General features: G+C 74.3%; 12 protein-coding genes. 5 read left to right on the forward strand and 7 right to left on the reverse strand.

The genetic code is table 11. The features are described from left to right. Positions 1-346: 346 nt before the first annotated feature. Complete coding sequence (locus tag AF335_RS20935; RefSeq protein ID WP_102919954.1) at positions 347-1,240, reverse strand: hypothetical protein; 894 nt, start codon at positions 1,238-1,240, stop codon at positions 347-349. 235 nt (positions 1,241-1,475) lie between these two features. Here AF335_RS20935 and AF335_RS20945 point away from each other — a divergent pair, with 235 nt between their 5' ends. After that, positions 1,476-2,156 (forward strand): YoaK family protein, encoded by a 681-nt coding sequence (locus AF335_RS20945; RefSeq protein WP_228773169.1) that lies wholly within the window; start codon positions 1,476-1,478, stop codon positions 2,154-2,156. Positions 2,157-2,365: 209 nt separating this feature from the next. Here the strand turns inward: AF335_RS20945 and AF335_RS20950 are convergent, their stop codons facing one another. Next, positions 2,366-5,323: an NACHT domain-containing protein gene (locus tag AF335_RS20950; RefSeq protein ID WP_102919957.1), complete on the reverse strand. Its 2,958-nt coding sequence runs from the start codon at positions 5,321-5,323 to the stop codon at positions 2,366-2,368. 155 nt (positions 5,324-5,478) lie between these two features. Next, positions 5,479-6,138: a TetR/AcrR family transcriptional regulator gene (locus tag AF335_RS20955; RefSeq protein ID WP_102919958.1), complete on the reverse strand. Its 660-nt coding sequence runs from the start codon at positions 6,136-6,138 to the stop codon at positions 5,479-5,481. A 122-nt stretch (positions 6,139-6,260) separates the two neighbouring features. On the opposite strand from AF335_RS20955, the gene AF335_RS20960 reads away from it, so the two are divergent. Next, entirely contained in the window at positions 6,261-6,635 is a 375-nt protein-coding gene (locus AF335_RS20960) for a DUF4345 domain-containing protein (RefSeq protein ID WP_102920119.1), read from the forward strand. 298 nt (positions 6,636-6,933) lie between these two features. On the opposite strand, the gene AF335_RS20965 is transcribed toward AF335_RS20960, so the two are convergent. Then, complete coding sequence (locus tag AF335_RS20965) at positions 6,934-7,137, reverse strand: cold-shock protein (protein ID WP_031482971.1); 204 nt, start codon at positions 7,135-7,137, stop codon at positions 6,934-6,936. Positions 7,138-7,622: 485 nt separating this feature from the next. On the opposite strand from AF335_RS20965, the gene AF335_RS20970 reads away from it, so the two are divergent. After that, positions 7,623-8,282, forward strand: coding sequence for an NADPH-dependent F420 reductase (locus AF335_RS20970; RefSeq protein ID WP_102919959.1), 660 nt, complete (start codon positions 7,623-7,625; stop codon positions 8,280-8,282). Positions 8,283-8,423: 141 nt separating this feature from the next. On the opposite strand, the gene AF335_RS20975 is transcribed toward AF335_RS20970, so the two are convergent. Together AF335_RS20975 and AF335_RS20980 are read right to left on the reverse strand one after the other, a co-directional pair. Beyond that, a complete protein-coding gene (locus AF335_RS20975; protein ID WP_102919960.1) occupies positions 8,424-9,458 on the reverse strand; it encodes a sulfotransferase in 1,035 nt (344 codons plus the stop codon). A gap of 293 nt (positions 9,459-9,751) precedes the next feature. Continuing rightward, positions 9,752-11,047, reverse strand: coding sequence for an MFS transporter (locus tag AF335_RS20980; RefSeq protein ID WP_102919961.1), 1,296 nt, complete (start codon positions 11,045-11,047; stop codon positions 9,752-9,754). A 379-nt stretch (positions 11,048-11,426) separates the two neighbouring features. On the opposite strand from AF335_RS20980, the gene AF335_RS20985 reads away from it, so the two are divergent. Then, positions 11,427-11,783 carry a DUF805 domain-containing protein gene (locus AF335_RS20985; protein WP_102919962.1) on the forward strand — a complete coding sequence of 119 codons (357 nt, stop codon included), beginning with the start codon at positions 11,427-11,429 and terminating at the stop codon, positions 11,781-11,783. Here AF335_RS20985 and AF335_RS20990 read toward each other — a convergent pair. Further along, entirely contained in the window at positions 11,777-12,424 is a 648-nt protein-coding gene (locus AF335_RS20990; RefSeq protein ID WP_102919963.1) for a DUF5701 family protein, read from the reverse strand. The two genes, AF335_RS20985 and AF335_RS20990, sit on opposite strands and share 7 nt — an antisense overlap. A 246-nt stretch (positions 12,425-12,670) precedes the next feature. Between AF335_RS20990 and AF335_RS20995 the strand changes: the two genes are divergently transcribed. Beyond that, positions 12,671-13,639 carry a cyclase family protein gene (locus AF335_RS20995; RefSeq protein WP_102919964.1) on the forward strand — a complete coding sequence of 323 codons (969 nt, stop codon included), beginning with the start codon at positions 12,671-12,673 and terminating at the stop codon, positions 13,637-13,639. Positions 13,640-13,787 lie beyond the last annotated feature (148 nt).

The following is a 13,787-nucleotide window of genomic DNA, read 5'->3' on the forward strand; positions in this document are numbered from 1 at the left end:
CCATCACGGCCCTCCCTTCCCCTGGCCGTGCAGGAGGGTAGGTCCCACCATTCTCGTCCGTCCGGCCGGATCCCGCGATCGCGACGCCCTCCGGCGGGGCCCCTCCGGTTCCCTCGGACCGCCTCCTAGGGCCGCCTCCCAGGGGCTCCCGTCCCGGGTGCCGGGCAGGGCGATGACGGGCAGGTCCGCGGCCGGCAGCCGGCCGGGGCGGGGGCCGGCCGTCAGACGTACCGGGCGCCTCACCGCCTCGCCCGAAGGACCGGCCGGACCGGCCGCCGCGCGGCGGGCCCGCCCGGGTACCTCGTACCCGGGCGGGCCCGCTTCCGTGTGGTCAAGGGGCCGGTGGTCAGCCGAAGAAGACGGAGGAGACGGTGTTGTCGAAGCCGATCGCGGCGAGGTCGGCGACGTCTCCGTCGACCACCTTGGACTTGCCGGTGCAGTCGCGCCCGGACCAGATCTTGAGGCTGCCCCGGGCCTGGAGGGAGGACGCCACGTCGTCGCGCGCGACGTTCTGGCAGCCCTTCCCGGCCAGGCCCTGGGAGGGATCGCCGAAGTTCCGCTCGTCGAAGAGGACGACGCTGGCGGCGGGTCCGGGCCGGGAACCGGTGCCGGTGTCCCCGGACCCCGTGCCGGCCTTCTTGCCGTCCGGGGTGACGCCGAACCAGGTGCCCCCGACGCCCTGCCCCTTGGTGTCGCCGGGCCGGGTGTCCTTGGCGAAGCGGTAGACCGGCCAGCCGCCGACCGTGACCTGGCGGGTGCCGTCGTCCCGCTTGACCACGCCGACCTTCGACTTGTCGACCCCGTCGAGGAAGATCTTGCCGCCGGGCGCGACGACGACCGGCGGCCAGGTGACCGCGCACTCGCCGTTGCACGTGGACTTCGACGGGTTCGCCGTGTCCTTGTCGAAGCGGTAGAGGGTGAAGCCCGCGCCGTTGACGACCACGGGGTCGAGCGCTCCGGCCTTGGCCGCGGAGAGCTGCACCCAGCGGGTCGCCTCGGGCTTCACCGCGGGCTTCCCGGGCTCGTTGGCCCAGTCGCCGGTCCCGGCGGGGGCGTTGTTCTTCTTCGCGGTGCCGCTGAGGAGGTTCAGGTCCTGCCCGGCGGACTGCCCGGCGCCCGCCGCCGAGGTCGCGGCGGCCGGCGCCGAGGAGTCCTTGTCGTCGCCACCGCCGCAGGCGGTGAGCAGCAGGGCGCAGGCGGCGGCCGACGTCACGATCGCCACGGTGTGCTTGCGGAACATGTGAGATCCCCCCTGTCGTGGTGGCCCCGGACCGGACCGGCGCCGTCGTCCCCCTGTACGGAGCCGGCTCCGCGAAGTCCTCAGCCGGTTACCGTCCCGGTACACGACACGGACCGGATGCGGACGATGTCGCGGGGCACGCGTCCTCCGGCTCCTCCCCCGTCTCCCCCGCCCCGGTGGTATACGCCCGCTCCGTCCGGCTCGTGCCGCGCCGGGCACCCGCCGAAGAGAAGGTATGAACCACATGCACGGCACCCTGCACCGGGCCTCCGGCAGGCTCTTCCCCGGCGGCACCAACCAGTACGGCGCGCTGCCGGCCGCTTTCGTCCTGCTGACGGTCGTCACCGGCATCGTGGACGCCGTCAGCTATCTCGGCCTGAACCACGTCTTCGTCGCCAACATGACGGGGAACGTCGTCTTCCTGGGGTTCGCCCTGGCCGGTGCCGCGAACCTGTCGGCCTGGGCCTCCCTGCTGGCCATCGGCGCCTTCACGGCCGGGGCGTGGACGACCGGCCGGCTGGCGCGGCGCGTCCCGGACTCCGGGCGGCTGTTCACGGCCGTCACCGCCGCCCACGCCGTGCTCGCCGTGGCCGCGCTGGCCGTGGCGCTCGTCGCGGGCCACCGGTCGACCGGCGCGCGGGCGGTGCTCACCGCCCTGCTCGCCCTCGGGATGGGCATGCAGAACGCCGTCGTCCTCAGGCTCGCCGTCCCGGACTTCACCACCACGGTCCTCACCAGGACCCTCACCGGACTCGCCGCCGACCCGCCGGGCCCCGCCACCACGCGCCGGCTCGTGTCCCTCGCGGCGATGCTCACCGGCGCGCTGTGCGGCACTCTCCTCCAGCTCGGCCCGGGCCCCGGGGCGGCCCTGGTACCGGTCGTGGCCCTGCTGATCTGCGTGGCGGCGGCCACGTGAGGCCGGCACGGCCGGACGCCGGGATCCCCGGCCCGCCACGCGACGCCCACGCCGCCCACGCCGCCCTCGGACACCGGGACGGGCCGGATCCCGTCCGCCGAAAGGCCCCGGGCGGCCGCTTCACGTCCGCCCGGTGGCAGCCTGGGAACGCCGGAGCCCCGCCGCCGGTCCCAGCGCGCCCGGCCCACCGCGCCCGGCCAAACCCGCGCTCACCCCACCGCGCTCGGCCGCCGCTCCCCCGCACTGCCGTCCCGCGCCCCCGGGATGTCCCGCACCCCGCCCCCGGCCGCCAGCCGCTCCTGCAGCCGCGCGTGCCGGAACTGGTACACCGCCCCCACCTGCCGCAGCACGCCCCTCGCGTGTGCCTCGGCCAGGAAGCCCATCAGCCGCCAGGGCAGCCGCCCGGTCACCGCCAGCCAGGCCCGCGCCGTCATCGAGCGGCCCCACGCGGTCACGTAGAGGCAGATCGGACCGGCGGGGAGGGCTATGGCGAAGGCGACGCCCGGGTCGAAGACGCCGAACGCCAGCGGCACATAGCCGGACTGAACCCTTCCGTACCGCCAGATGTGCCAGATCAGGAACACGGCGGTCAGCGCCGCGACGACGAGGCTGCGGATCAGCGCCGCTCTGCGGTCGCCGTGCAGGCTCCCCGCCGGGCTGGTGGCCCGGGTGGCGTCGGCCGGCGCGGACAGCCACCGGCGGAGGCCGGCCGCCAGCCCCACGACCAGACCGACCGTCAGCTGGCCGGAGATGGAGTTGTCCAGGGCGTGGGCCGCGAGCACCCGGCGCGGCGCGCGTGCCTGCCACTCCAGGACGGGACCGCCCGGGGCGAAGCGCACGGGCGTCGGGGCGAGCTCGCCGGGCGGCGCGTCCGGATCCTCCGCCACGGGCCCGCCCGCCTTCCGTACGGCCGGCAGGTCGAGGTACCACTCGACCGCCGGGGACTCCCGCACGCCCGTACCGGCCGCCCGGGTCACCCGGCCGTCGCGGAACCCCTTCGAGGAGAGCATGAGCCTGATGCGGCCCGCGTACCCGGTGCAGGGGGCCGGGGAGCGGGGGCAGTCCACGGCCTTGGTGCGCAGCAGCGCCTCCCAGCGCTCGGCGCCGCCCCGGAGCCTCGTCCCGTCCCACAGGCGCGGCAGGCCGCCGGCGTCGCGCGTCAGCGCGCCCCGGACCGGCCGGGGGAGCTCGACGTACCGGGCGCCGTCCCGGCGCTGCCCGTAGCGCCAGCCGTCCGGTGTCTCGGTGTAGCGGGAGCCGTCGGGGGCGACGTGGTGGGTGCCTCCGGCGGGCAGGCCGTGGTGCGCCGAGGCCCTGGCGACCGTCACCGCGGCCTGGGCGGCGCCGAACACGGCGCCGGTCGCCAGACCGGCCGCGAGACCGGCCGCGAGCGCCACCGGGACGGTCCGCAGCAGCCGCCGCAGCTGTGCGGCCGCGGTCCGGCGGGAGGCCCGGAACGCGCGGGACAGGGCGGTCGGGGTGTGCGACATGTCCATGGCCCGGACGAGCGCCGCGCTGGCGACGCCGAGCAGCACCAGTTGCAGGACGAGGTTCGTCGGGTGCGTCCGGGGGTCCCAGTAGCCGGACTCCCCCGATTCGTGGACGAGCGGGCGGAACGCCCCGGTGAGGGCACCGAGTCCGGCGAGCGTGGCGAGGCAGGCCAGGACGCGTGGCGCCAGCCGCCGGAGGTCCCCGGCGGCGCCGGGCGCCGTCACGTAGGAGAGCAGCTGGTGGGCGCCGCCCATGCCGGTGACGAAGGCGGCCGCCTCCAGCCAGAGCAGCGGGGCGCCGGCGTCGGGGGCCACCAGGTAGGAGGCGAACAGGGCCACGGGCAGGATCAGCAGGATCCTCGTCAGGGTGCCGAGGCCGCGCGGTGTCCCGGGCGGCAGCTCCCACCAGGCCAGGTCGCGGGTGCCGCGCCGCTGCATGTGGTGGGCGAGGAAGGCGAGGCGCGCGATCGCCCCGTCCGGGCCGTGGGCCTCCGGGGCGTCGGGGAGGTCGCCGTAGGCGGCGGGCACGAACCCGTCGAGGAGGTGCGCCTCCAGTACGGCCGGGTCGGCGAACCGGCGCTCCAGGAGCGTCCGGGGGTCGTTCGGCGTGCCGCTGTGGACGGTGCGTGCCAGTCCGGCCATCAGCGGGCTGCCGAGCACCGTGCGCAGCGTGCGGCAGACCGCGTCCCTGGGGTCCTGCTCCACCTCGCGCAGGACGGGCGCCCACGCGGTCTCCGCCGTACACCCCGGGCGCGGCGGCGCGGTGCGGGTGAGATACCCGCCGACGGTCTCCCAGGACAGCGGGCGCAGTTCGACCACGGCGGCGGAGGTGATCACGTCGGCGGCCGCCACGAGGTCCGCGTAGTCGCGCGCCCGGCAGGTGAGCACCATCGGATCGCCCCGGCCGAGGTCGCGGTTGAGGGCGTGGACGGCCTCCGGGCGCACCGGTTCCGGGAGTTCGTCCAGGCCGTCGAGGAGGGGCAGCACCCTGCCGAGTTCGAGCAGCCGGCGGGCCCGGGTGACGCCCGCGGGGTCCCGGGCGGCCGTGGCCGGGTAGCCCGCGATCAGCCGCTCCTCCAGCCAGTCGGGCAGGCTCCGGGTGCGCGGGTCCCAGGTGGCGAGTCCGAAGATCACCGGGACCGGGTCGTCCGGTCCGCGCCCGGCCAGCAGGTCGAGGGCGAGCTGGAGGAGCAGGACCGTCTTCCCCGCGCCGGGCTCCCCCAGCACCACGAGGCGCCGGGAGGGCACCAGGGCGTACGTACCGGCCACGTGGCCGAGGTGGCCCGCGAGCGCCGAGGGTCCGTCGGGCGGTCCGGCGGCGCCCGCGGTGACATTGGCCCAGTGGTCCGAGAGGTGCGGCTCCGCCGGGGTCCACCGCACCGGCAGGGGTTCCGGGTCCTGAAGGCGGCGCAGCCGGGCCTCGGCCCGCCACTGTTCGCCCACCGCCTCGGCCAGGTCGCGGGCGGTCCGGTCGAGGTGCTCGGCGCGGCCGTGCACCGACTCCTCGTCCGCCGCGCCGCGGACGGTCTCCCGGCCGAGCCCCGCCAAGGAGACCAGCAGGGCGAGGATCGAGGCCGCCTGGTTGCCGAGTTCGAGGCCGCGCGCGGCCACCACGGCGGCGAGCAGCGCCCCCGTCGCGGCGACGGCCCCCGCCCACCACCACTGCCGCCGGTTCATCCGCCGTACCGCCTTCCGCACCCCTGCCCGACCGAACGGGTGGGCGATGCGCGCCGCACCCTTGCTCGATCAGTCAACGACGGTCGGTGCGACTCCGTCACGAAACAGCGGTAAGGCTGACAAATCGCCGAATAGTATCCGTACGGGCGCCGCCGTCACCGGCCCGCGGCTCCCGCCGGGCGGGGGTCCGGCTCCACCACCTGCGCGGCGGCCGGAGCCGGGGCCCGCTCACCGCCCGGTCCGAGCACCGGCGCCAGCGCGCCCAGCAGGGCTCCGACGCAGACGTCCCGCAGTTCGGCGCGCGAGCACGTCCCGTTCGCCAGCCAGTCCACGGTCAGGGTGCGGACGAACACCAGCCAGCTCATCAGCACGGCCGACACCAGCTCCCCGGGCCCCTCCCCCAGGCCGGTGGCGTCGAGCACCCGCCCTCGCAGCACGGCCAGTTCGTCGGAGATGATCGTCTGGATCACCTGGTCCCCGGCGAGCTCCCGGTTGGCGGCGAGCACCGTGTGCTTGTTGGCGGCGAAGTAGTCGATGTGGGTGTCGAGCCCGGCGGCCAGCTGCTCGGCCAGCGGGGCGGAGGCGTCGAACGCGGTCCGGGCGAGCAGCCGGTCGGCGGCCTGCCGGTAGATCGCGGCGAACAGGTCGCGCTTGCCCGGGAAGTAGCGGTACAGCAAGGCGCGGGAGATGCCCGCCCGTTCGGCGACGTCCTCCATGAGCACTTCTTCGTACGGCTTCGCCGCGAACAGCCGGGCGCCTGCGTCGAGCAGCTCCTCGCGCCGCTCGTCGGGGCTGAGTCTGCGGCGTGCGGTCACGCGCGCCAGGCTACTTGACGGGTCTCGGGCGGCGGTCCTACCTTCCGTTAGTAGACACACGTCTACAAGCGGGGGTGGTGGCCTTGACCGCGAACCGGCTCCTCAAGTGGCTCGTACTGTCCATGGGGACGCTCTGCGTCGGGATCGGCGTCTTCCATCTCGCCCTCGGCATCGCCTCGGTGCCGGGCGAGGGCTCGGCCGGCGCGACCGTCGACAGCCGGGAGCGGTTCTACGGGGCGGTGTTCCTCGGCTACGGTCTCGCCTGGCTCCTGGCGGGCCGGCGGTCGCCCGTCCCCGCGACGGCGGTGCGCCTGCTCGCGGGCGTCCTGCTGCTCGGCGGAGCCGGCCGGCTGCTGTCCCTGGCCGTCCACGGCCGTCCCCAGGGGTTCCAGCTCTTCCTGACGGCCACCGAGCTCGTCCTGCCGCCGTTGTACCTCTGGCTGTCGGGAGCCGACGAGAAGGCAGCGGCACGCGGACGTCCGGCGGCCACCCGCTGACACCGCCTCACCCTTCTCCACCGGGCCGGACACGGGGGAGGAATTCCCGGCAGCGGTGAGCGCGCACAGGGTGACGAGAACGAGGCGGAAAAAAGAAAGCGACGCCCGGTTTACGGGCGGATTTCCAGCACATGGCGGAAATGGAAAATTTGCGCGGCGCCGCATGAAAACCCGCACCGGGCCCGGGCCGGGTCACGGCCGTGGGACGGCGCCGGAGGAAGCCCGGCCCGGCCGGGCCGGAAAATGAAACGAGCCGGGGCCCGCACCCAAGGTGCGGGCCCCGGCTACGCCGTGGACGTCAGGCGGGAACGATGTTCTCGGCCTGCGGGCCCTTCTGGCCCTGCGTGACGTCGAAGGTGACCTTCTGGCCTTCCTGGAGCTCACGGAAGCCCTGGGTGGCGATGTTCGAGTAGTGGGCGAAGACGTCGGGGCCGCCACCCTCCTGCTCGATGAAGCCGAAGCCCTTTTCCGCGTTGAACCACTTCACGGTGCCGCTGGCCATGTCATATCTCCTTCGGGGCAGTGCCCGAGGCGCACACTGTGCACGCCTCGCGTCGCCGCGATGATTGCCCCGGTCGGAAAAGCACCGGAAAAACAAAAAGTGCACTCACCGGCCCTCTCAGGGCCAGGAAGCGCATTTGAAGTCCTTGGGAAACCACAACTGCAACTGACATCCACACTAGCACGGTACGGGCCGCCTGGCGGGTAAGAAATTTCACCCCGACTCGCCGATCCGTAAAAAAAATTCCCCCTGTACATCGCACCGATTTTCTGCATCCCCCGGCGCTTCCTCCGCGAGGGGCTCAGGACGGTGCACGACGGCGTTCCCCGGGCCCGGAGGCCAGGGGTGCGGAAGCCCGGACATCGCCGTGCGGGCCCCGAGGACCGGGAGCCGGGGGCCGGGAGCCGCAGGGGCCGGAATAGCGTCCGCGCCCACGGGGTTGTGGGCTGGCACGACACACAGGCACCCCCTGCGGAAGGATCCCCATGAAGATCGGCATCATCGGCGCCGGGAACATCGGCGGCAACCTCACCCGGCGGCTCACGGCACTGGGGCACGACGTCTCCGTCGCCAACTCCCGTGGCCCGCACACCCTCACCGCGCTCGCCGAGGAGACCGGCGCCACGCCCGTCACCGCGGCGGAGGCGGCACGCGGCGCCTCGGTCGTCGTGGTCACCGTCCCCCTCAAGGCCGTGCCGGACCTGCCGTCCGGGTTGTTCGACGAGGCCGCGGAGGGCGTCGCGGTGATCGACACCAACAACTACTACCCCAAGGAGCGGGACGGTCTGATCGCCGCCGTCGAGGCCGGTCTGCCGGAGAGCCGCTGGACCGAGCAGCACCTCGGGCACCCCGTCGTCAAGGTGTTCAACGGCACCTACGCCCAGGACCTCCTCGACAGGCCGCTGCCCGGGGGCGACCCGGCGCGGCTCGCCGTACCGGTGGCGGGCGACGACGAGGCCGCCAAGCGCACCGTCCGCGAGCTGGTCGACGAGCTCGGCTTCGACACCGTCGACGCCGGCGGCATCGACGACTCCTGGCGCCAGCAGCCCGGCACCCCGGTCTACGGCCTCCGCGCCGGCGTCGAAGGGGTCACCAAGGCACTCGCCGAGGCGTCCCCGGAGCGGCCGCAGACGTTCCGGGCGTAGGCGGCGGGGTCACGGGCGCGGGCGGGACGGCGAGGACGGTGTCCCGGCCCGCCCGGGCGGCGGCGAAGCGCGGGGCGGCTCACCGGAGGCCGGGGGCGGCGCGCGGGAAGGGCCCGGAGCCGCCCTGACCGGACGGCTCCGTCACCGCGCCCGCGCTTCCTCCAGGACGCGCGTGCCCGGCGCGCACCGCTCCCTCAGTTCGGCGAGTTCGTGGTCCGGCAGCCGTCGCGCGGCGCCGCGCCTACTGCCGTCGAGCAGCTCGCATCCACTGTCCAGCCAGCTCGGCAGCGGTTCGACGCCGACGAACGCGGCGAGCCGTGTCAGCTCCTCGCGGGGCGCGTCGAGGAGGTCCTCGTAGGCGAGGGTGGTGCGGTCCGCCTCGGGCAGGGCGGCGAGACATCCGGTCGCCCCGGTGACGATCTCCGACCACAGCGTGCCGAACTCCGGGAGCGGCAGGTCCCGGTCGCGCACCAGCGCCGGGTCGAAACGCTCGCCGAGCAGTGGCGCGAGGTCCGGCGGCAGCGACTTCGCGTGCGCCGCGGTGAGGTCCGTGAAGTGCTCGACGCCCACCCGTTCCTTGATCTGCCGCATGAGGAAGATCATCCGGTAGCCGGGGTGGCGGCTCATGGACAGCGCGCAGTCCGGCCCGTCCCTGAACAGGTGCACGAACCGGGCCTCCGGGAAAGCGGCCCGCAGCCTCGGCACCCAGTGCGCCGAGTACCCGGACCGCTCCACGACGGCGTCGCGTCCGAACCGCGCGCACAGCGCGTCCATCAGGGCGCGGTGGTGCCGGGGCGCGCTCCGCTCCGGACATCGGACGATCGTCTCCCGGAGCTCGTCGAGGAGGCCGTCCGGGTCGTCGGTGAGGTGGGGCAGCACCATGAGGGAGAGCGCGGGGATGCCGGTGGTGTCGGCCGCGTACCGCCCCGGGTTCCGGGGGTAGAGGAACTCCGGCATCGGTACGCCGCTGCGGATCATCGCGTCGAACCACCGTGCGGGCAGGGTGAGCGCCCGCCAGAACTCCGCACCGGTCAGGTCGCCTTCGGGGAACACGGTGTCCCCGACGGAGGCCATGTATTCGTTGAGGCTGAGCACGTCCGGATGGACGTTGAGGATCCGGGACAGCGCGGTGGAACCGCTGCGGCCCGTACCGACGACGAAGGTCAAGGTGCGCACGGCCGGCTCCTTTCCTGGCCGGGGCGGCGGCCTGAGCGGCGCCGCTTCCCGGTGCCCGGGCGGGCCGGACCAGCCTTCCCCTCCGCGCCGACGGCAAACGGCGAGCGCCCGGGCGGCCGCGGAATCGGGGCCGCCCGGCGCTTCGGGACCGGGTGAGCGGCGGGTCGGGGCCATCCGTACGCGCCGGGCGCGTACGCCCCGCCCGGGCGGCCCGTAGGAAGGCTCACACCCGCCGGGGACGACCCGTAAGGAGGCTCACGCCCGCCGGGGGCGACCCGGCCCTGCCCGCCCGCTCACGGCTGCGGCGCCCGCGCGTCGTACCGTGCGAAACCGCGCCACCTCAGCGCGATGAGCGCGACCGTCACGACGCACGCGACGCCCCCGCCGAAGACCGCCCAGACCGGGGAGGCGAGGTCGGCGACCGATCCCGCGAGGAAGTCGCCGAGCCGGGGGCCGCCCGCGACCACGACGATGAAGACGCCCTGGAGGCGGCCGCGCATGTCGTCGGGTGTGGCCGACTGGAGCATGGTGGTGCGGAAGACCGCGGATATGGAGTCGGCGCACCCGGCGGCCGCGAGGAAGAGCAGGCCGAGCCACAGGTCGCGGGTGAGGCCGAACACGGCGATGGCCGTGCCCCAGGCGACGACGGAGAGGAGGACGGCGAGTCCGTGCCGGTGTATCCGGCCGAGCCAGCCGGAGAACAGCCCGCCCAGGACCGCGCCCACGGCGGGCGCCGCGACGAGCAGGCCGACGGTCTTGGTGTCGCCGCCGTACCAGAGTCCCGCGACGGCCGGGAAGAGGGCGCGGGGCTGGGCGAACACCATGGCCGCGAGGTCGGCGAGGAATGTGACGCGCAGGTTGGGCCGGGTGGCGAGGAACCGGAGGCCGCCCCTGACGGAGGCGCGGCCCGGCGCCTTGCCCCCGTCCGCGGTCTCGGGGCGCATCGGGGGGAGGCGCCACATCGCGTAAAGGGAGGCCGAGAACGCGGCCACGTCGATCAGGTAGGCGGCCTGGTAGCCCCAGAGTCCGACGATCGCGCCGCCCAGCATGGGACCGCCCATGAGGCCCAGGTTGGTGGTCAGGGAGGACAGGGCGTTGGCCGCGGGCAGCTGTTCCTTGGGCAGCAGCCTCGGCACCATCGAGCTGCGGGCGGGGCTGTTCATGGCGAAGCACACCGCCTGCAGGGCGACGACCGTGTAGAGCAGCCACACCTGGCGGAAGTCCAGCAGGGCCGCCGTGGCCAGCGCGACGGACAGCAGGGTCGCGCCCGTCGCGCTGACCAGGCCCAGGGCCCGGCGGTCGACGGTGTCGGCGACGGCGCCGCCGTACAGGCCGAAGACGACCAGGGGGACGAGCGAGCAGAGTCCCACCAGCCCCACGGAGAAGGTGGATCCGGTGATCGCGTAGACCTGGAGGGAGACCGCGAGGGCGGTCATCTGCTGGCCGATCCAGGAGACGGTCTGCCCGACCCACAGCCGGCGGAAGTCCACGGAACTGCGGAGAGGTGTGATGTCGGCCAGGTAGCGGGGCCGCCGGGCGGGGTCGGGTGGGGCGGCCACGTCGGACGTATCGGGCACGGCATCGGGCACGGGAAGGTCTCCAGGGTTCGGGCGGCATCTCCTCGGTGACGCGGCGGAGTTACCGGGCGCCGCCGGTGCCGCGGCCCGCCCGGGGCGGCCGCCCCGGAGCGGCCGGGAGTGGTTCGCCTGTCATGTCCGCAACCCTAGAACATGGCTACTACAACTGATCAGTTCGTATGACAATTCTTGGTAAGGGTTTGTCAGGAACCCATGGTGGGCGCCGGTCGGCCCGGGTGCGAAGGCCCGGCGCGCACCGGCGGCCAGGACACCGCCCGGGCGCCGCCGAGCGTTCCCGGGCAACGGTTGACCGACCCTCACAGGTCACCTAATTTCCCCATGAGGGCCCGGTCCACGAGGTCCGGCCCCGCCGTGGTTCTTGGGGGCGCAGGTGCACTGGTATGTGGATGTGCTCAAGAAATACGCGACGTTCAGCGGGCGGGCGGGCCGCCCGGAATTCTGGATGTTCACTCTGATCAGCGTCGTCATCAGCATCGTTCTGGCCGTTCTCGACATGGTGCTCGGCACGGACCCGCTTCTCGGCACGGTGTACAGCCTGGCCGTGCTCCTTCCCAGCCTCGCCGTCGGCGCCCGCAGGCTGCACGACACCGACCGGTCGGGCTGGTGGTTGCTGATCAGCCTGATCCCGATCGTGGGCTTCATCGTCCTGGTGATCTTCTGGGCGAGCGCCGGCAAGCCGCACGCGAACGCGTACGGCCCGACTCCGCAGGAGGTGCCGGCTCACTGACCCCGGGCGCCGGCCGAGGCCATGCCCAGCCAGGTGTGCGGGTTGCCCTCCCAGCACCAGCCGAGCTTCGGGGCGCCCTTGCTGATCCAGAGGGCGGGGACGCGCCGGTCGCCGGAACGGCTGCCCGCGAGGGAGAAGCACTTGTTCTTGGCCAGCGCCTCCGGGTACTGGCCGACGAGGGCGAGACCCTCCTCGATCGTGAGCGGGGTGCGGTTCCGCTCCGCGACCGTCATCAGGGCGTTCAGCGGAACGGCGCCGCAGAACTCCTCACCGCGCTCCACGTCGAAGACGACGTACGCGGCGCCGTCCGGCAGTGCGAGCTCCTGGAGCGGGACGAACCTCTCCAGTTCGCCGGGCGCGTAGAAGCGCTCGATGACACCGGGCTTGCTCCTGCCGGCGAGCCTGGTGAGCGGCACCGCCTCCGCGAGGGGCACGAGCGCCCGGGTGACGACGATCAGGAACGGGACACGGCCCTCGGCCGGCGGCTCCATGGCCGTCGCGCGGGCGAGCACGGGCTCGCGCAGCGGTTCGAGGAGGCCGCGGAAGGCGGCCTCCGTCATGCCCGCGAGCGCCGGGTACGCGAGGTCGACCAGCGTCCGGACCTGGCGGTCGAACTCGGTACCGGCGTCGAAATCCGTCATGTGCGGCCTTCCTGCTGTACGGCTGGAGCGGGCCGGTCCCTCCGTACCCTCCGGGACCGACGAGACTTCGGGACCGACGAGAAAAAGTAGCACGAGCGTAAATTTACGTCCACACCCCATATGCCCCGGAAGCGCGTCCGCCATCCGGGCAGCCCCTCTCACGCGCCCGCACTCCTCCCGCCCGGCCGGCCGCCGACGGCGCATCATCGGCACCATGGACAGACCCCCCGGAGCCCGGAGCGGCGGATGAACGACGACCCCGGCGGCGCGCCGCCCCCTCCGCCCGCCGGCGCCCGTAACGGGCCGGCCGTCTCCCGCCGGGAGTTCGACGCGCTCTTCGAGCGGGTCCGCGCGTGGGGCCACTGGGAGCCCGCCGACCGCGGGGCCTGGAACCGGGTGACGGCGGACCACGTACGGCGGGCCACCGCCCTCGTACGGTCCGGGACCGTCGTCCCGATGGCGCGGCCGTGGGACACCGCGCCCGCCCCGGACAACCCCGGGCCCGCCCTGCACTACATGTCCGACCTGGGCGACAGGGAGGCCCCGGAACCCTCCGCCTACAAGGATTTCCTGGGCGCCGACTACCACGGCAAGGGCGTCAGCCACCTCGACGCGCTGTCCCACATCGCCTACCGCGGACGGTTCTACGGCGGCGGTACGGCACGGGAGCTCACGGGTGCCGACGGCGCCCGCTTCGGCTCCGTCGCGGCGCTCGGCCCCCTGGCCACCAGGGGGGTGCTGCTCGATCTCCCCGGCGTCCTGGGGAGCCCCTGGCTGGAGCCCGGACAGGCCGTGCACGGCGTGGACCTGGTGGCCGCGGAGAAGGCGCTCGGCGTGCGGATCGGCGAGGGCGACGCGGTGCTGGTGCGGGTCGGCCGGTTCCGCCGCCGCCGGGAGCTGGGCGCCTGGGACCTCGGCGCGGCGAGCGCGGGCCTCCACGTGGACGCCGTGCCCCTGCTGGCCGAGCGCGGCGTCGCCCTGCTCGGCGGCGACGGCGACGGCGACGTACGCCCCTCGCCGGTCGCGGGCCTGCACTCCCCGGTCCACACCCTGGCCATCGCCGCGATGGGGGTACCGCTGCTGGACAACCTCGATCTCGAAGCGCTCGCCACCGCCTGCGCCGGGGCGGGCCGCCACGAGTTCCTCCTCGTCGTCGCCCCGCTGAACGTCCCCGGCGGTACGGGTTCGCCCGTCAACCCGGTCGCGGTCCTGTGACGGCCGGCCCCGGCGTCCGGGGCGTCACGGACGGTGCCGCCCCGGCTCCTTTCCGCGACCATCCAGGGCATATCACCACAAAGCTCTAAAATGGAACAACCGTGCAGCCGCCCCGGCGTGCGGGCCAGGGGGGCGCGTACCGACGAGG

This window comes from Streptomyces eurocidicus (assembly GCF_002891295.1).
In the GTDB taxonomy this organism is placed as follows: domain Bacteria; phylum Actinomycetota; class Actinomycetes; order Streptomycetales; family Streptomycetaceae; genus Streptomyces; species Streptomyces eurocidicus.